The following is an 18,908-nucleotide window of genomic DNA, read 5'->3' as shown; positions in this document are numbered from 1 at the left end:
TATCGAGGTAGCCGAGACAAGCCAATGCTCCCAGAGCACAAGCATCAGGTGAAAAGCGGAGTGGAGTGAACTCAATGAGCACTCCCTATGCTCGCCCCTTCGGGGCCGTGCGAAAGCACGTTCAGCCTTTGGCTGTGAGCCTGATGTTGACGCGGTATCCGGCCACCCAGATAGCTGTTCAGCGGCCTGCAAAGTCCCCGCCGGGACAGGAGAAATCAACCATGCGCTGGCTGTGTCGGGCTCAGTCCCTGCTTGAAAGCCTTTATCGTGGCAGCGGTGTCCTCGCTGCCCTCTGTCTGGTGGCAATGGCCCTGTGCGTAGTGGCCAGCATCGCTGCCCGCCTGCTTAATCTCTACATCGGTGGCATCACCGAGTATTCCTCTTATCTGATGGGCGCCAGCAACTGTCTGGGTCTGGCTTATGCCTTCCGTAACAACGCCCATATTCGCGTCACGCTGGTGGTGGAGCGTTGCCCCTCCCATCTGCGCCATCTGATCGAAAGCGGCTGTCTGCTGTTTGCCAGTGCCGCGGCCTGTTATCTGGCCTGGTATATGGCGGAGCTGTCGTATATGTCGTGGCAGTTCGATGAGGTCAGCGAAGGGGGCGACCAGCTGCCGTTGTGGATGCCTCAGGCGGTGACCGCCGTTGGCGCCCTGATGCTGGCGATCAGCGTCATTCACAGCACCGTGGAACAGCTGCTTGAGCAATGGCTCGGCCTGCGTCTGCCCGGTCACGAACCCCGACAAGACGGCGAGCTGTCGCTCGCGCACGGAGGCTGACATGAACGAAGCCCTGCTGACCGGCGTATTTCTGCTGGCCCTGTTCTTCCTCCTTGGCTCCAGTGTCTGGGTTGCCTTCAGCCTGCTCGGCTGCGCCGTGGTGGGCATGGAAATGTTCACTCATCGCCCGGTGGGCGAATCCATGGCCATGACCATCTGGGGGGTGAATTCCTCCTGGACCCTGACCTCGCTGCCGCTGTTTGTGTGGATGGGCGAAATCCTGTTCCGCTCCAAACTATCGGAATCCCTGTTCAAGGGCCTGACGCCACTGATGAGCCGTCTGCCCGGCGGTCTGCTGCACGTCAATGTGGCTGGCTCGGCGATCTTCGCGGCTATCTGCGGCTCCTCGGCGGCCACCGCGGTTACCGTTGGCAAGATGTCGATCCCTGAGCTGCGGCGGCGCAATTATCCCGAGCATATGATCGTTGGCACCCTCGCCGGTGCCGGTACGCTGGGCCTGCTGATTCCGCCGTCCATCACCCTGATCATCTACGGCGTCACCGTCAACGAGTCCATCGCCAAGCTGTTTATGGCTGGCGTGCTACCGGGGCTGATGCTGGCGGCACTGTTCATGGGCTATGTCGCCGTGGTGGCGTGGCTCAAGGGTGACCAGAGTGAACGTGAGCAGATGGTTTACAGCCTCAAAGACAAGCTTAAGGGCGGCGTCCAGCTACTGCCGGTGTTCAGCCTGATTCTGGTGGTGATCGGCTCGATCTACAGTGGCGTAGCCACGGCGACCGAGTCGGCGGTACTGGGCGTGGCAGGTTCTCTGCTGATGGCCGGGCTGCAGGGCAGCCTGAGCTGGGACAGCTTCCGTCAGTCGCTGATGGGGGCAGTACGTACCAGCTGCATGATCGCCTTTATCCTGATGGGATCGAGCTTTCTGTCGCTGGCCATGGGCTTTACCGGCCTGCCGCACAATCTGGCAGCTATCATCGCCAGCTGGCACCTGTCGCCGCTGATGCTGATCGTCATTCTGACCCTGTTCTATATCGTCATGGGCTGCTTTCTGGACGGTATTTCGTCCATCGTGCTGACCATGGCGGTGATCGAGCCGCTGGTGCGTCAGGCCGGTTTTGACATGATCTGGTTTGGTGTCTATCTGATGCTGGTAGTGGAAATGGCGCAGATCACCCCACCGGTGGGCTTCAATCTGTTTGTGCTGCAGGGCATGACCGGCCACGACATGGGCTTTATTGCCCGCGCCGCCTTCCCCATGTTCCTGCTGATGATCCTGGCGGTGGTGCTGCTGGTGTGGTTCCCCGGTATTGCTACCGCGCTGCCTGCGGCCATGTAGCTTTCAACCATTTATTAGCTTCTCGACCACCTTAGATATTGATCATCTTTAGCTACCGGCCACCGGTAGCGATCAACCACCTTTAGCGACCAACCGCCTTTAGCTACCGACTGCCATTAATGAGTGAATACAGAGTACTGACACCATGAATCACACCTCTCCCGACGCAACCGGCCACGGTGCACTGCTCAGCTCCCATCAGCTGCGTCTGCGCTGCCGTACAGGCGAGCACCAGATCACCACCAGTGGCTATGCGCTGGGCTACGCGCAGGCCAATCTGGTGATCCTGCCCCAGCAGTATGCCGGTGACTTCCTGCGCTTCTGCCAGCTCAACCAGAAAGCCTGCCCGCTGCTCTATGTCAGTGAGCCGGGGCAGACCGATGCCCCGCCGCTGGGTCAGGATATCGACATCCGCCGCGACACGCCGCTATATCGCCTGTATCAGCACGGCGAGTGCAGCCGGGAGCTGGCCGACATCAGCGCACTGTGGCGCGATGATCTGGTGACCTTCTATATCGGCTGTTCGTTTTCCTTCGAGGAAGAGCTGATCAGTGCCGGTGTGCCGGTGCGCCATATCGATCATCAGCGCAATGTACCGATGTACCTGACCAACCGGCCGCTGCAGGGTGCAGGTCCGTTTCAGGGCAATATGGTGGTGTCGATGCGCGGCTTCAGCCCGGCCAATGCCATCCGTGCCGTACAGATCACCAGCCAGATGCCCAAGGTCCACGGTGCGCCGGTGCATCTCAGCGCCCCTGAACAGCTGGGCATTGCCAACCTGCAGCAGCCCGAATTCGGCGATGCACCGGTGCTGGAAGACGGCGACATCCCGGTATTCTGGGCCTGTGGCGTCAGCCCGCAGGCGGCGCTGATGAATGCCCGCCTGCCCTTCGCCATCACCCACAGCCCGGGGCACATGCTGGTGACGGATCTGCCCAACAGCCAGCTGCGTTTTGGCTGAGCGTCGCGCCAGTCACCTTTGAAAAACTGAAGAACATCGCAGGCAGCCACCGTCTGCGACCCGGTTGTTAACATGCCGGATACAGAAGACATAAGAACGAAACACAAAACTAAAATGGCGTTCCGGTGACTTACAAGTTGCTTAGGAAGTCTACTTGGCTTCCCTCCTGTGTTCGTGTATCACCTGCTGGATTATTTGCCGTTTCATTCCCCCGCAGATGCACTACCTGCTGATCTCATTGAGGAGCTAACGTGTTCGCTTTGTCCTGGAAGCAGAAATTCTGGCTGCTGATAACTATTACACTGACCGGGCTGGTACTGATTTCCGCCTCCGGTTTCTGGGGCCTGAGCAAGGTATCCGGATCCTATGAAGAGCGTTACCTGGCCAAGGGCTATGCCAGCGACGCCCAGCAGCTGTCGAACCAGTGGATGCATCTGGTCAATCAGGCCACCGCGCTGACCAGCGATAACATGGCCGACTACCAGAACCGCCTCAACAGCCTGAAAGACACCGCCGTGGCGCTCGCCAGCCATGCCGGTGATCTGCATGATCAGGCAGTAGCAAAACAGGCCAGCGACATTGCCAGCAGCGTCAGCGACTATACCGATCTGCGCTCACAGTGGCTGAGCACCCGCCAGCAACTGGGGATGACGCCCTTTGATGGCCAGCGCAAGGCACTGGATCAGGCGGCAGTCGGGCTGCAGCAAATGTCACTGAGTATCATCAAGCCCTATATCGATGAGGCGATCTCCAATCAGCGCGATTATCTGTCAACCATGAGCCCGGCCTATGCAGAGAAGGTCAAGAAGGCACTCAATGACCTGCACGATCAGATCAAGACGCTGAGCTGGGAAGACACCAAGATTGGTGAAGGCTACAACGCTTACAAGAGTGCATTCGACCAGGCCGATGTCACCATCAAGTCCATCGTGGCGCTGGAAGACCAGCTGACCGCCAAAGGTGACAAGCTGCTGGCCGACATCGAGCAGCAGAACAACGATCTGGAGCAGGGCATTATCAGCCGCACCTCTACTCAGGCTGTCAACGCCCGTCAGTCGGCGTACTGGCAGATGGGCATCATTTCAGCCGTAGTCGGTCTGATCATTCTGCTCGCCCTCAGTCAGATTTCCCGCACACTGGTGCGCCAGCTCAATAACGTCATCGCCCAACTGAGCGAAGTGGCCGCAGGTAACCTCACTGCCAACCTCAAACTCAGCAGCAACAACCGTGATGAGTTCACCCAGCTGGGCAGTGCCTCCAACCGCATGACCGAAGATATTGCCGGGGTGATCCGTCAGGTGATTGATGGTAACGAAGAGCTGATGCGCCTGCATGACCATCTCAGCCATGCTATGCAGCAACTGGCGGAAAACAGCCAGCAGGTGGAAACCCAGACCGAACAGGCGGCCTCGGCAACCCAGCAGATTTCAGCCACCGTCAACGAAGTGGCACAACGCACCTCCGACGTCAGTCAGGCCACCCAGCAGGCCACCCAGTCTGCCCGTTCCGGCTCTGAAGTTATCGTCAGCAGTGTCGATTCCATGCGCCAGCTGTCGCAGCTGATTCAGCACACCAACCAGCAGGTAGAGCTGCTCGGTCAGTCCAGCGGCAAGGTCATCGGTATTGTCGACGTGATCAACAGTCTGGCGGACCAGACCAACCTGCTGGCACTCAACGCGGCCATTGAAGCCGCGCGGGCCGGTGAGGCCGGGCGCGGTTTCTCGGTGGTAGCCGATGAAGTGCGTTCGCTGGCACAGAAGACCATGGATGCCACCAGCAACATCGACAACATCATCAAGGACTTCAACAACCAGACCAAAGAGATGGCGCGGCTGATGGAGAACGGCCTGACTCTGGCGGCCGAAGGCGAACAGAATGCCGGACAGGTGGCGCAGGCCATCGGCGACATTACCCGCTCCATTGAAACCCTCGCCGCCGAAATGGATCAGGTGGTGGTGGCCATTGAAGAGATTTCCACCACGACCGAAGACATCGCCGGCAAGATGGAACATATCCACGTCCATACCAGCGAAACCAAGGCATTACGCACTAATCTGGATGAGCACACCCGCAATCTGGAGCGTCAGGCCAATACCATGCAGCAGACCTCGCAGCGCTTCCGTCTGGCCTGATCTGTACCCTTCACAGCACCCCCGTTGCCAGTCGACGGGGGCGTTCGATACACCCCAGCCCCTCCAGCGTTTCTGCCATCGCCTGCGGCAGTGGTGTATGCGGCTCATACCCCAGCACCGCCAGCAGCCTGTCATTGGGCATCCGCACAGCCGCTTGCCACAGATGCCGCACCTCATACAGCTCAGCACAGAGTCGCACCAGCGGCGATGCCAGCCGCAGCAGCCACCAGGGGAAGGCATAGACTGGCAAACGGGCATTACCCTGCACTAAGACTGAAGACCAAATAACCATGAACATGAGTTAACAGAAAAAACTATATGTGCCGAACATTCATTTAAAGCTTTGGGCATATATCTTTAAACATACCCAGAGTTCAAAACTGGAGTTGCACACACCACTCTTCTGTCCATACTTAGGTATATATTAAGCCTAATACTACAGTTCTGCCTGTGAGGTAATTGAATGGATATTCCGTCTACTTTACTTGATAAAATTGAGAGAGGCCGGGTCATACTATTCTTAGGATCTGGAGCATTGGTTGGCTCCTCCCTTAAACAACATGAAGTACCACTAGGAGACCATTTAGGTCAGTTAATATCTAGAAGATTCCTAAATGATGAATATAGAAATGAATCTCTAATTCAAATATCTGAACTTGCAATGTCTGAATATGGGATGTTCGATGTCCAGGAATTCATTAGAGAGATATTCGAAGACATTCAGCCCGCAAGTTTCCACCACTCAATTCCAGAGTTTCATTGGAAAGCAATCTTCACTACGAACTATGATAGGCTCATTGAAACATGCTATACACAACACCCAGCACCTCTACAAAAGCTTTCAGTACATATATCAGACGACGATCACTTTTCTGAAGGAGAGTCAACTAATGACAGGCTTGGGCTGATTAAACTACATGGCTGCATAACAAGAACAAAAGACAATAAAATCCCGCTAATATTGACAGTAGAACAATACAACGAATACAACAACAATAGAAAAAACCTATTCAAATACTTATATGAGATGGCTTTAGAATACACCATAGTATTTATAGGCCATAGCCTACAAGATGCAAACATCAGACATATCATATCTTTATTACATCGAGAAGTTCCAAATGGACAACGGCACTACTTAATAAAGCCAGGATTAAGAGATGCTGAAATAAATTTATGGTCATCAAAGAAGATATCCGCAATAAACGCAACGTTTGAAGATTTCATTAAAGAAATTAAAGAAAAGATAAGTTTGGCAAGAAGATCCTCTTACTTGGTTATCCCCACTCAAAACCACGCTATACAGTCAATTTTCATAACCAATATACCACCAAGCGCTGAGCTAATTAGATTTCTAACAAATCAAGTAGAGTACTTAAAAGGCGACATAAACTACTCACAATGTAAGGCAAGTGATTTTTATCGGGGAAGTGATTTAGGATGGTATCCAATCGCAGAAGAGCTCACCACTCCCAGATCAATGATAGAAAGGTTTTTTGAAGAGACCATACTAAAACCAGAGTCAGAAAGACAATCTAAAATTGACCTAGTTCTTCTGAAAGGAGAAGCAGGAGCGGGTAAAACTACCTTTCTTAGGCAGATTGCATGGAGAGTGAAAGATGTAGGCTTTGGATGTGCACTTTGGGCAAAAAATATTGATCATACAAATATAGATATCATAAAAGAGATAAATGAAAAGTCTAACGAAAGAATATTTATCTTCTGGGACGATGCGGCATTAAACACTCATAAAATTGCATCATTTCTAACAAATGCCTTGAAGGCAAGAATACCATTAACCATATTTACTGCCGAACGATATAACGAATGGAACCTACGTTGTGACAATTTAAAAAAATATGTTACCGCGACATATACGTTAAATAATTTAAGCACAACAGAGATAGTTGATCTGCTCTCCAAACTCGAAAAACACAACTGTTTAGGACCTAATCTTCAGAACAAATCCCATCAGCAAAGAGTAACAGAATTTACAGTTAGTTTTGAACGACAGCTATTAGTGGCACTTCATGAAGCCACAATGGGTGAACCCTTCGAGGACATTATATTTAACGAATATTCATCAATTGAGCCAATTCATGCCAGAGCGATATATAGAACAATATGCACATTAAATAGATTAAGAGTACCTGTCAGAGCAGGTCTAATAGCGAGAATATTCGATATCAATTTTGAAAAATTCAAAGAAGACTTTTTTGAACCTTTAGAAAAAGTTGTATTATGGGAGGAAAGCAGTATCGACGACATTCACTACAAAGCTCGACACCCAGAAATAGCTGAAATTGTTTTCAATAGATCATTTTCTACTTCCTTGGACAGATATAACGAATACATACAAATACTAAGCAAAATAAATATATCGTATGAGTCAGATAGATCCTCATACAGACAACTAATGAGAGCCAAGTCTCTTCACGATGTTTTCCCAGACTATGAGGATGTATCGAATATATATAGGTATGCTATAGAGACACTAGGGAGAGATGGTTACTTACTACAACAGATAGCAAACTTCGAAAGAATAAGACCTAATGGAAACTTAGCGCTTGCGATAGAGCTGCTTGAAGAAGCGAAAGAAATATCCCCCAACGACAGTAGCATATATCACTCACTTGCTACCGTTTGGAGAGACCGTGCATCAAGTAATGCAGAGCACTATGCAAGAATTAAGTTTCGTAGAGAAGCAAGTTCTATTCTTGAAGAAATAAAGTCTAGATGGGATGAAAACGCATACACCGCAGGATCAATAATTGAGTTAGCAATTGATAATTTTAGCGATTTGCTATTAGACACAAATTTATCAGAAAAAATAATTGACGACTCTATAATAAAGATAGAGGAAGAAATCAACTCTAGTCGTCAGAAGTTTCCAGATGATAGTCATATATCAACGCTTGAGGCTAGATTTGCAAGCTTACTCAATGACAACCAAAGAGTAGCCCAAGCATTGTCACGGGCTTTCGATGAATATAACCGTGATCCGTCACTAGCTATTAGACTATCTAAAATACACGTTGAAAATGGGAAAATTAGTGACGCCATATCTGTCCTCAAATCAGCCATAGAAAGAAGAAGAGGACACTTAAGACTAAACTTCCAATATGCCGAGACTTTGCGATTACATTCGCAAGAACAGGCTTCAACTGTAGCATACTACTACAGAAGATCCTTTAACCCTGACGATAAGAATTATCAGGCACAGTTCTGGTTTGCCAGATACTCTTTTGACTCCCCAAATTCCAATGAAAAGGCCCTATCAAGAAAAATATTTACCTTTTTAAGAGCACAACACTTGCCTCTAGAGGAAAAAAATAAAATTCGAGATTATGAAGGCGGGATTGAAATACCTAAAATCTTTTCAGGAACAGTAAAGTCACTAAGTACTGGATATGGATTTATATCTATTGACGGGAGCGGGGAAGGCATATTCTTTCCAAGAAATCAAATAGAAAACAACTTATGGGATGCAACTAAAGTAAATGACAGAATGAAGTTCAATCTTGGCTTCAGTTACAACGGCCCGTTATGTTGCAATATATGCCCATATTAGCCACCAGTAATTTGCACTAACCAGCTTCCGCTGTGACAGCGATGTGGCTCAGCTGGCGATGATCCGTGCAGGTTTTGGTATTGGCTTCTGTCAGGTCGGTATTGCCCGCCGCGAGCCGCTGTTGCAGCGGCTGGTGGCCGGGTTTGAAATGCAGCTGGAGACCTGGGTTGCCATGCATGAAAACCTGCGTGACAACCCCGCCTGCCGCCTGACCTTTGAGGCACTGGCGGCAGGCTTGCACCGTTATATCAGTCAGACGGCACCGTAGCCGCCACCACCGGGCGTCTCGATCACGAACACATCACCGGCCTGCAGCTCCACCGAGTCGGCGTGAAGCAGCCGCGTCACCCTGCCATCGGCACGCTCTACCCAGTTGCGCCCGGATTCCCCCGCCGCTCCGCCCGCCATACCGAAGGGTTGCGTGGTGCGGTTGTTGGACAGAATCGAGGCCGTCATCGGCTGCAGGAAACGAATCCTCCGCGTGCCACCGTCGCCCCCCACCCAGCGCCCCTTGCCACCGGAGCGCTGGCGGATGGCAAAGCTTTCCAGCCGCACCGGATAACGCCATTCCAGCACTTCCGGGTCGGTCAGGCGCGAATTGGTCATATGAGCCTGCACCACGCTGCAGCCGTTGAAGCCTTCACCTGCGCCGGTGCCCCCCGCCAGGGTTTCATAGTACTGATACTGGTCGTTGCCAAAGGTGAAGTTGTTCATGGTGATCTGGCTGGCCGCCATGATCCCCAGCGCACCGTACAGCGCATTGGTGACGCACATGGAGGTTTCAACATTGCCCGCCACCACCGCGGCCGGATAGCAGGGGTTAAGCATCGATCCGCTGGGAATAATGACTTCCAGCGGCTTCATGCAACCGGCATTGAGCGGGATGTCGTCTTTCACCAGAGTGCGGAACACATAGAGCACAGCGGCCATGGCAATGGCCCGTGGCGCGTTGTAGTTGCTCTGCAGCTGCGCAGAGGTGCCGGTGAAATCGATCACCGCGCTGCGTGCCGCCTGATCGACACGAATGGCGACTCGGATCTGCGCGTCGTTATCCAACGTCAGGGTGTAGCTGCCGTCCTTCAGCGCACTGATGACCCGGCGCACGGCCTCTTCGGCGTTGTTCTGTACGTGATCCATATAGGCCCGCACCACCGCCAGCCCGAACTCCTCGACCATGCGCCCCAGCTCCTGCACGCCCTTTTCATTGGCGGCAATCTGCGCCCGCAGGTCGGCCATGTTCTGCGCCGGATTACGTGACGGATAGGGGCCAGACAGCAGCAGTTCGACCGTTTCCTGCTCGCACAGGCGCCCGGCCTCCACCAGTTTCCAGTTGCTGATGCGTACCCCTTCCTCATCAATACTGACCGAGGTCGGCGGCACCGAACCGGGGGTAATCCCGCCGACGTCGGCATGATGGCCACGGGAGCCGACATAGAACAGGATCTCGTCGCCATGGCGGTCAAACACCGGGGTAACCACGGTGATGTCCGGCAGGTGGGTGCCACCCTGATAGGGGTCATTGAGGGCGTAAACATCCCCGGCACGCATCCGCCCCTGATTCTCGCGGATGATGGTCTTGATCGACTCGCCCATGGAGCCCAGATGCACCGGCATATGCGGCGCATTGGCAATGAGATTGCCAGCGGCATCGAAGATGGCACAGGAGAAGTCCAGCCGTTCCTTGATATTGACCGAGAAGGCGGTGTTCTGCAGACGCAGCCCCATCTGCTCGGCGATGCTCATGAACAGGTTATTGAAGATCTCCAGCATCACCGGATCCGCATCCGTGCCGATGGCCTGACGCCTTGGCAGAGGCTGCACCCGCCGCAGCAGCAGATGGTTATGCGTCGTCACTTCTGCCTGCCAGCCCGCCTCGACAATGGTGGTGGTCACCGGCTCGGCGATGATAGCCGGGCCGTCGATCAGATCACCGGGGCGCATCTCTTCACGGCGGTACAGACCGGTGCTGTGCCAGGCTCCGGCACTAAACATCTGCACCTGATCATGGGCCTGCAACGCCCCTGCCCGCGCAGGCAGCTGATCAAAGTGCTCCACCGGCGCATCAGACAGCCCCAGCACTTCAACGGAAAGCGCCTCGGCAATCAGTGCCTTGTCAGGCATCAGGAAGGCATAACGCTGACGATAGGCCAGCTCGAACTGTTCGGTCATCTGTTCCAGCGTGCCGAAACTGACCTGCAGGGCATTGTCGGTACCGGCGTAGCGCAGGTGCACATGGCGGACTTCTTCCAGTCGCTCCGCACTGACGCCCTGCCGCTGCAACTCGGCGCGCCCCTCGGCGGCCAGCCGGTCAAGCTGACGGGCCATGTCGTCCAGCGCCGCTGCGGTCAGCTCTACTTCCAGCGCCTGCTCGCGGATCACACTCTGGTTGGCCAGCCCCATGCCATAGGCCGACAGCACCCCCGCCAGCGGATGGGCAAACACCCGGCTCATGCCGAGGGTATCCGCCACCAGACAGGCATGCTGGCCACCGGCCCCGCCAAAGGTGGTCAGCACATAGCGCGTGACATCATGGCCGCGCTGTACGGAAATCTGCTTGATGGCATTGGCCATGCTGCCGACCGCAATCTGCAGGAAGCCTTCGGCCACCTGCTCGGCACTCTGGCGTTTGCCCGTAGCCCGATAAACCTCCTCGGCCAGTGCGCTGAAGCGCTCGACCACCACCTCACGATCCAGCGGCAGATCGGCCTGCGGGCCAAATACCTTGGGGAAGTACGCCGGCTGGATCTTGCCCAGCATGACATTGCAGTCGGTTACCGTCAGGGGCCCGCCACGACGATAGCTGGCTGGCCCCGGGTTGGCACCGGCGGAATCCGGCCCGACGCGGTAACGGGCACCGTCAAACTGCAGCACCGAGCCACCACCGGCAGCCACCGTATGGATGCTCATCATCGGCGCCCGCATGCGCACCCCGGCCACCTGCGTTTCAAACTCGCGCTCGTACTCACCGGCATAGTGCGACACATCGGTCGAGGTGCCGCCCATATCAAAGCCGATGATGCGCTCGAAGCCAGCCAGCTCACCGGTCCGCACCATGCCCACGATACCCCCGGCAGGGCCGGACAGAATGGCATCCTTGCCCTGAAAACGATGGGCATCGGTGAGGCCGCCACTGGACTGCATGAACTGCAGATTGACACCCGGCATCTCCGCCGCCACCTGCTCCACATAGCGGCGCAGAATGGGCGACAGATAGGCATCCACCACCGTGGTATCACCGCGCGATACCAGCTTCATCAGCGGGCTGGCCTGATGCGAGGTGCTGATCTGGGTAAAGCCCACTTCCCGCGCCAGATCAGCAATCTGCTGTTCATGCCCGGTAAAGCGGTAGCCATGCATCAGCACGATGGCAATAGCCCGGTAACCTTCGGCATAGGCAGCACGCAGATCCGCCAGAGTGCGGTCGCTGTTGAGCGGGGTGACAGGTTCGCCGTGCGCGCCCACCCGCTCCTGCACTTCGACCACCTTGTGATACAGCCGCTCGGGCAGCAGCACGTCGAGATCAAACAACCGTGGCCGGTTCTGATAGGCAATGCGCAGCGCATCGGCAAAGCCTTCGGTGATAAACAGCACGGTCTTCTCGCCCTTGCGCTCAAGCAGCGCGTTGGTGGCGACCGTGGTGCCCATCTTCACCGCCTCCACCTGCTCCGGGGTTATCGGCTGGCCGGGCTGCAGCCCCAGCAGATAGCGGATGCCCGCCACCGCCGCATCGCGGTACTGCTCGGGGTTTTCCGACAGCAGTTTGTGCGTCACCAGCGTGTTGTCCGGGCGGCGGGCGACGATATCGGTAAAGGTGCCACCGCGGTCGATCCAGAACTGCCAGCGGCCCGAACCAACGGCAGCGGCTGGACGTTGAGAGGCAGCGGCAACAGCGGAAATATCAGCCTGCAGAGTAGTCATCACGGTTCACCTGTTCGCAATCAGGAAGGGGTGCCCTGCCAGCGATCAGGCGCTGTAGCGGCACGGTCACTGACACCCTATTACGAATAAAAAATGAACGTTAATGAGATTTTATAGCCACCCTTGTTTATATTTCCTTAACACAAATTACCCGCTGGTGGCGTCATGAATACCCGCTTTCTGGAAACCTTTGTCACCCTGGCCGAGCTGCGCAACTACCGCGCCACCGCCCGTGCCCTGCATGCAACAGCAGCGGCCATTTCGCAACGGATAAGGGGGCTGGAAGATGAACTGCGCACCGAGCTGATCGACCGTGGCAGCAAGGAGTTTCGCCTGACCGCGCAGGGTGAGTACCTGCTGGGCCATGCCCGCACCGTGCTGCATGCGGTGGCCTCGCTGAAAGCCGCCGCCCAGCAGGACAACCCGGTACAGGGGCAGCTGCGGCTGGGGGTGATCGAGACGGTGGTTCACAGCTGGCTGGCGGGGGCGATGAGTCTGCTGGCGGAGCGCTATCCGGCATTGGAGGTGGCACTGACGGTGGATGTCAGCCGCGTGCTGCATCAGCGCCTGCTGGAAGGCGACGTGGATATGATCGTGCGGGTCGACAGCGTTGAGCACAGTGATTTGCAGACCACCGCGCTGGCGCTCTACCCGGTACGCTGGATTGCCCGTCACGATCTGCTCGACAGTCGCGATGGCCTGATCCGGCAGGTACTGGCCCGCCCGATTCTGACCTTTGAACGGGGCACCGCTCCCCAGCGCGCGCTGGAAGACACCCTGCTACGGCTGGCCCAGCAGGAGAACCTGCCCTTCAGTCAGGTGCGGATGACCTGCTCACCCTCGGTGGCGGCCATGGTGCAACTGGTCAGGGACGGCTATGGCGTAGCGGCTATTCCCGCTCTGTTTGTGCAGCAGGCGCTCAGCAGCGGCGAGTTTGTCGAGCTGGCGCTGGAGGCGGCACTGCCCCCCATCATCGTCAGCCTGTGCCATCGCCATGATGCCGATCTCAGGGTTATTTCCGCCGTACAGACACTGCGAGACAGCTGCCGCGTCTACGCCGAACGGGTCAATCCGCAGTGGATGGAATGGTTGGGGTGAGCGGCACAGCAGGCTCCCGCACAACCGGATCCAGCACCAGCTCCCTGCCCCGTGAAACACAGGGCATCATGCAACGTTCTGTGGCCTTTTGTTCGGCACTGAGGTAGTGATCACGGTGTTCGATTTCACCGCTATCCTTGATGGTGAATTCAGACCGGGCACTCAGTGGCTGACATCCACCGTTGGAAAGTGACCAAACAGACGCTGTCTGACCCGGCACATCTGCCGGGCTTCGTAGGCATCGTGAGTGGCGGCACCCTGACTGGTGGCTTCCAGTGAATTGGCATCCAGCACCTGAATTTCGTAGGGATAAATGCAGCGACGGCCGCTAGGCATACGCAGTATCAGCCGCTCGACAAACTTGAACATGCGGAAGGTACGGTCACTGAAAGGATTGCCGCGACTGCCCTCCTGCCCCATCGTCTCGTTGGCCGATTCGACAATATAGGATGAGCTGATGCCGTACAGGCGGTGGATTTCATCCAGCTCCGCCAGCGAGTTGCGGGTGCGTTCCGGCAGCTGGTTGGCGAGCATGATGATGGCCCGGCTGCGCAGAAACTGGATCAGCAGCACGGCAGAGAAAATATCGTGCGTTACCAGCCGCACTCCCAGCCGGTCAAACACTTCCGAGGCCAGATTGCCCGGCTTATGCAGCAGTTTGGTCATGATCCGCTCAAAGGACTTTTCCTCCTTGATACGAAACTCCACCAGCGGAATCTTGCAGCGTTCGTCACCAATCCATTGCTGCCCCTGCTGCTCAAACAGGAATGGCAGATAGCGTGAACGTATGCTGTCCAGTGCAAACCGATGGGCTTCCTGATCTTCACTGAACAGGGCATGGGTGGCACAGTGCATCACCTTGAGCAGCACGCAGGGCCAGTTGGGCCAGGGGTGATCACCGGGACGGGAAGCCTCCACCAGCAGCGTTTCGATGGGCATGGAACGATAGGGTTCCGGCACCCGCTCAAGGTGATGCCAGGGTAAGACCCATTCATCGAGGTAATTGATGGCGCGTTCATGAATCAACAGCATCCACTGCCGGTCTTCCTGCATGTCGCTGTTAAAACCATAAGCAGACAGAAAACGCACAGCGGCATCGGTATCCGCCAGCTGCAGCTGACGCAGATCCACCACCGAACGGCCCCCTATCAGGGGCTCAAGCATTTCCCAGGGAATTTCCAGCTCCGCTGCACTGCTCAAGCGCGGAACCCATTCGGGTCCTGAATCCCGTTTTGCCATCTGAACTGTCCATTGTGATGAGTTTGCTGGTGGCAGTATCGATACCCCTACTTTCCACCAGCCCATTGCTAACCATGGTAGCCCGCCTCTGATCAGTCAAGCATTTGTCGGCTTGAACCCTCCGGCAAAGCTCGTCATAGTGCTCGGGCCCGTACTCAGTTACGCCACATTTATCCCCTGTTTCAGGGTCGACATTGACGGGCTGGCGTATTTTTCGAGCAACAAATTGAGCAACACGTCTTCAGGGTCCGTTATGCCTTTCAGCCTGCCCGGCATCGTTATGGGTCTTGTTCAACTGTTTATCGCCCCCAGTGCCCATAGCCTGCCTTCCACACTGCCCGGTATCAGCCGGGATAACCTGCCTCTGGCGGTGCAAACCTATCTGCACAGCTGCGATAAATACCGCGAACGTGGCAATGGCAAACCTCTGGGTGTTGCAGGTGACCGCCAGTTTTCCGGTCAGCAGTTCCAGCTGTATCAGCAGTCCTGTCAGCGCGCCCATGAACTGATGAGCAAACGCGCCAGCCACAAGGAGTGGCTGACCTGGCTGGATCAGTACTTCGTGGCCATCCCCATGCAGTCGAGCCAGCGCCATCCGATGCTGACGGCGTATTACGAGCCCAGCCTTCCCATCAGCAAGAAACCGACCAGCACCCTGAACTGGCCTATTTACGCCCTGCCTGCCCAATGGTCGTCTGGTCAGAGCCCTGACCGTCAGGCCATTGAAAGTGGCAAGGTGGCGCAACTGCGCAGTCAGGTGCTGTACTACACCGACCGCTGGTCAGCCTTTGTGCTGCAGGTACAGGGTAGCGGCACCGGCGTACTGGCCAACGGTGACGAAGTACGCTTCGTCTACGCGGGCACCAACAACCTGCCCTACACCTCCATCGGCAAGGTACTGGTGGATCGCGGCGAGATCAGCAAGGAAGAGATTTCCATGCAGACCATCAAGGCCTGGATGGCAACGCACACCCAGCCTGAGCAGGACGATGTGTACTGGCGCAACAAGCGCATGGTGTTTTTCTCTGTCGGCAAAGACCCACAAGGGGTAAAGCGGGTCGGCCCTCCCGGTGCCATGAACCTGACGGCAGGCCTGACACCCTATCGCAGCGCAGCCCTCGACTGGCAGCACTTTATCCCCGGCCTGCCGGTGTTTGTCAGCGGCACGCTGGGCAATGGCCAGAAGGTGCAGCAACTGGTGATCGGCCAGGACCGTGGCGCTGCCATCACCTCCAATGTGCGCATGGATCTGTTTATCGGAGCAGGCAATGATGCCGAGGAAATCGCCGGGCTGACTCAGGATGATCAGGTACAGCTGTGGCGACTGGAACTGCGCACAGACTTTCCCGGCAAGAGCAAGCGCTAACGGAGTAAGAACAAGCGGGAATCGAACCCGGCAGTGACCGGTTTGGCACGTTGATAAGGTCACAGAAGACAGTCTGCTTATTGCTCAGCTGCGTTATCACTACTAACAACAAGGGCCGCCGCTGTACCGTGGCGCCCTTTCTCATCTCATTCGGCCTGCTGCCGGAACTGAATAATATTGCCCTCCGGGTCCCAACCATCCAGCACTCGAAAGTCTCCAAAGCGCCATTCGGCCTGAGCTGGCCTAGCTCCGCCTCCTGTTGCTACCGCTGCCTCTCTGACCCGTTGCAGGTCATCGACAATAAATACCGGTTTGATGGCCACATCCTGTCGCGGCAGCGGCTGATGAACAACGGGCAGCGCCCGGGTTAGCGGGGTGGAAAGCACCACCACCTCCACACCGGGGGCAATAACCCTCCAGTAGTCGTCGTGCTGCTCGCTGATCTGTCCTGCCAGTACGGCCTGATAGAAATGGCTGACGGCTGAAACATCCTGCGCATATACCACCAGCGCACTCATCATGGGGGTCAAGGGGCTGTCCTCCGGTCTCTGTCGGTGTGAACTCAGTCATGGATACTTTCAAGGACGAACAACAGTGCCCTGACTGTTGTCAGCCTTCCCTCTGCCCCGCCACCCTGAAACAGTCCACTTCAACCAGACCGGACTTGACCTTGTGGCAGCTGGCACTTTTCTGGCGTGGGCGCAGGCTTTTCCAGGGAGCACTCTGCAGGGCCGCGCGCATATCCCGCACCCCGGCAGCCCGGCGATCTGCAATGGAAGCCCGGCTGAATTCAGCATCACTGCTGGCAATCTCATCAGCCCCCGGACAGTAGGTGATATGGACGATATCCAGTGAGTGACCAAACTTCAGATAGCGCGCCAGATGCACCGGAACCTCATGAGGGACACCCGCCTGTTGCAGGCTCCTGCACATATTCAGCTCGTGAGTGACGCGTGTAATTTCCGCCGCGGTGCGGCTGGCATACTGGATCTGCTTCTGCCGCCAGCTGACCTCATCCATGGTGGTCGGTGCCGCGCCTTCCGCACTCCACAGATCAACCATGAAGACCAGTAAGGGCCGGTCTGGCAGATTCTGCAGGATGGCCTCCAGTGGCGTGTTGGACACACAACCGCCATCCCAGTACCACTGGCCCTCGATCTCTACCGCCGGGAAGCCGGGTGGCAGGGAACCACTGGCCAGCACATGCTGCGGGGTGATCTCCTGCTGCCAGTTGTTGAAGAACGTCAGCTCGCCGGTGGTGACATTGGTCGCCCCCAGACTGAGCAATACGCCTTCTTCCAGCGCACAGGCAGGTGTGGCGTCATCGCTGTCAGTCAGCGCTGGCTCGGGCGTCAGAAAGCGCTGATTGATCATTTCAAAATTGCTCAGGGCCTGCAGGGTTTCCAGCAACGGTGCCGTATCGTAAAACCCGGCCTGACTGGCTGTCAGATCACTCAGGAGCCAGGGGTTGGGAAAGCGTGGCGTGAAGAAGTTGGGCTGACCAAAACAGATGGCCTGCAGGGCACTCAGGGTATTGAAATAACGTTGTACCGCCAGCGGCGCATGACGCATCTGCCCGGCAGAACAGATGTCCGGACGCGAAATGGCCTCCCACAATGCGTCCAGCTGGCGTAACCGCAACTCCGGAGGATTACCCGCCAGAATGGCCGCATTCACCGCACCAATGGAAATGCCACTGATCCAGTCCGGCTGGACGCCGGCCTCCTCCAGCGCCTGATAGGCACCGATATGATAGGCACCCAGCGCCCCACCACCCTGTAGTACCAGCGCCACCATGGGCTTCTCACCAAAGCAGGTCGCTGTAATCTGCTGCAGAGCGCTGGGCTCAGCCGCACCGGGCGGGGCTGGATGGCCTGCATTGTTATCAGCCACGCTTGTAGCAGGAGCACTTGGCTTAGCGCTTGCGGTGTTTTTCCTGCTGCGGCGCGAAGGTGTCACGGATCCCGAGGCATCAGGGGCAGCGGCTTCATTCACTGGAGTTGCGGAGGAAAGGGGGTGTTCGGGTACTGTTGCATTACTGTCGGTATCGGCCATGGCGTTCTCCCGTCAGGGTATGAACTCTTTAGCTAGGTAGCGCTGAACCGCATTTCAAGGGCGTAGCGGGCGTATTTTATCGCAGCGCAGCATTATGGCTTCTGTATCAAGGATTTAGTGTTTTAGAACGTTATGCTCTAAAACGGACGGCATAAAACCGCCACTTCCTCCGTCATTTCCGCCTCGTCACACCGCTTATACGTCTGCAGTTAACAGCTACAGGCCGCAGCAACTGATGCCCGATGAGGTCACTGTTTGTCGCTGTGCTCAATCTCTGCTCCGGCTAAAACAGGGCGTGCGTTGATTACAACGTGCTAACAGCTGGCACTATCATTTTTTCTAATAGTAACGTTTCACCCAAAACGAAACTGTTTGCGCCGTGGAAAAGCCCGGCGGTATACCTTGACCTCGCTTTACTCACCACCCGACAGACTGACTTCTGTCATTGCAGCAAGAGAGACGATAACCAACAAAAAAGAGACCCTGGCCACC

At 55.8% G+C, this 18,908-nt stretch carries 13 protein-coding genes; 8 read left to right on the top strand and 5 right to left on the bottom strand.

From position 1 onward, the window contains the following. Nucleotides 1-221: 221 nt before the first annotated feature. The 4 genes from WH50_RS22715 (at nucleotide 222) to WH50_RS22700 (ending at nucleotide 5,169) form a co-directional block, all read left to right on the top strand. Complete coding sequence (locus WH50_RS22715; RefSeq protein ID WP_165838529.1) at nucleotides 222-779, top strand: TRAP transporter small permease; 558 nt, start codon at nucleotides 222-224, stop codon at nucleotides 777-779. A 1-nt stretch (nucleotide 780) separates the two neighbouring features. After that, a complete protein-coding gene (locus WH50_RS22710) occupies nucleotides 781-2,076 on the top strand; it encodes a TRAP transporter large permease (RefSeq protein ID WP_104153666.1) in 1,296 nt (431 codons plus the stop codon). A 145-nt stretch (nucleotides 2,077-2,221) separates the two neighbouring features. After that, a complete protein-coding gene (locus WH50_RS22705) occupies nucleotides 2,222-3,037 on the top strand; it encodes a putative hydro-lyase (RefSeq protein WP_110189489.1) in 816 nt (271 codons plus the stop codon). A gap of 251 nt (nucleotides 3,038-3,288) precedes the next feature. Continuing rightward, on the top strand, nucleotides 3,289-5,169 hold the full coding sequence (locus WH50_RS22700) for a methyl-accepting chemotaxis protein (RefSeq protein ID WP_110189488.1): 1,881 nt from the start codon (nucleotides 3,289-3,291) through the stop codon (nucleotides 5,167-5,169). Nucleotides 5,170-5,179: 10 nt separating this feature from the next. On the opposite strand, the gene WH50_RS22695 is transcribed toward WH50_RS22700, so the two are convergent. Further along, complete coding sequence (locus tag WH50_RS22695; protein WP_110189487.1) at nucleotides 5,180-5,467, bottom strand: hypothetical protein; 288 nt, start codon at nucleotides 5,465-5,467, stop codon at nucleotides 5,180-5,182. Nucleotides 5,468-5,632: 165 nt separating this feature from the next. Between WH50_RS22695 and WH50_RS22690 the strand changes: the two genes are divergently transcribed. Further along, nucleotides 5,633-8,740 (top strand): P-loop NTPase, encoded by a 3,108-nt coding sequence (locus tag WH50_RS22690; protein ID WP_110189486.1) that lies wholly within the window; start codon nucleotides 5,633-5,635, stop codon nucleotides 8,738-8,740. A 43-nt stretch (nucleotides 8,741-8,783) separates the two neighbouring features. Continuing rightward, nucleotides 8,784-9,008: a hypothetical protein gene (locus WH50_RS22685; RefSeq protein WP_110189485.1), complete on the top strand. Its 225-nt coding sequence runs from the start codon at nucleotides 8,784-8,786 to the stop codon at nucleotides 9,006-9,008. Here the strand turns inward: WH50_RS22685 and WH50_RS22680 are convergent. Beyond that, a complete protein-coding gene (locus WH50_RS22680) occupies nucleotides 8,993-12,658 on the bottom strand; it encodes a hydantoinase B/oxoprolinase family protein (protein ID WP_110189484.1) in 3,666 nt (1,221 codons plus the stop codon). The two genes, WH50_RS22685 and WH50_RS22680, sit on opposite strands and share 16 nt — an antisense overlap. A 165-nt stretch (nucleotides 12,659-12,823) precedes the next feature. On the opposite strand from WH50_RS22680, the gene WH50_RS22675 reads away from it, so the two are divergent. Next, nucleotides 12,824-13,756 carry a LysR family transcriptional regulator gene (locus tag WH50_RS22675; RefSeq protein WP_110189483.1) on the top strand — a complete coding sequence of 311 codons (933 nt, stop codon included), beginning with the start codon at nucleotides 12,824-12,826 and terminating at the stop codon, nucleotides 13,754-13,756. 162 nt (nucleotides 13,757-13,918) lie between these two features. Here WH50_RS22675 and WH50_RS22665 read toward each other — a convergent pair whose 3' ends face one another. After that, nucleotides 13,919-14,995, bottom strand: a complete 1,077-nt coding sequence (locus WH50_RS22665; protein WP_165838528.1) for a TIGR04552 family protein — start codon at nucleotides 14,993-14,995, stop codon at nucleotides 13,919-13,921. A gap of 253 nt (nucleotides 14,996-15,248) precedes the next feature. Between WH50_RS22665 and WH50_RS22660 the strand changes: the two genes are divergently transcribed. Beyond that, nucleotides 15,249-16,361 carry an MltA domain-containing protein gene (locus WH50_RS22660; RefSeq protein ID WP_110189481.1) on the top strand — a complete coding sequence of 371 codons (1,113 nt, stop codon included), beginning with the start codon at nucleotides 15,249-15,251 and terminating at the stop codon, nucleotides 16,359-16,361. A gap of 146 nt (nucleotides 16,362-16,507) precedes the next feature. On the opposite strand, the gene WH50_RS22655 is transcribed toward WH50_RS22660, so the two are convergent. Continuing rightward, complete coding sequence (locus WH50_RS22655) at nucleotides 16,508-16,882, bottom strand: VOC family protein (protein WP_110189480.1); 375 nt, start codon at nucleotides 16,880-16,882, stop codon at nucleotides 16,508-16,510. An 88-nt stretch (nucleotides 16,883-16,970) separates the two neighbouring features. Further along, entirely contained in the window at nucleotides 16,971-18,254 is a 1,284-nt protein-coding gene (locus WH50_RS22650) for a patatin-like phospholipase family protein (protein WP_165838527.1), read from the bottom strand. Nucleotides 18,255-18,908 lie beyond the last annotated feature (654 nt).

The organism is Pokkaliibacter plantistimulans (genome assembly GCF_003194385.1).
GTDB lineage: Bacteria > Pseudomonadota > Gammaproteobacteria > Pseudomonadales > Balneatricaceae > Pokkaliibacter > Pokkaliibacter plantistimulans.
This window is presented reverse-complemented; position numbering and strand designations above follow the sequence as displayed.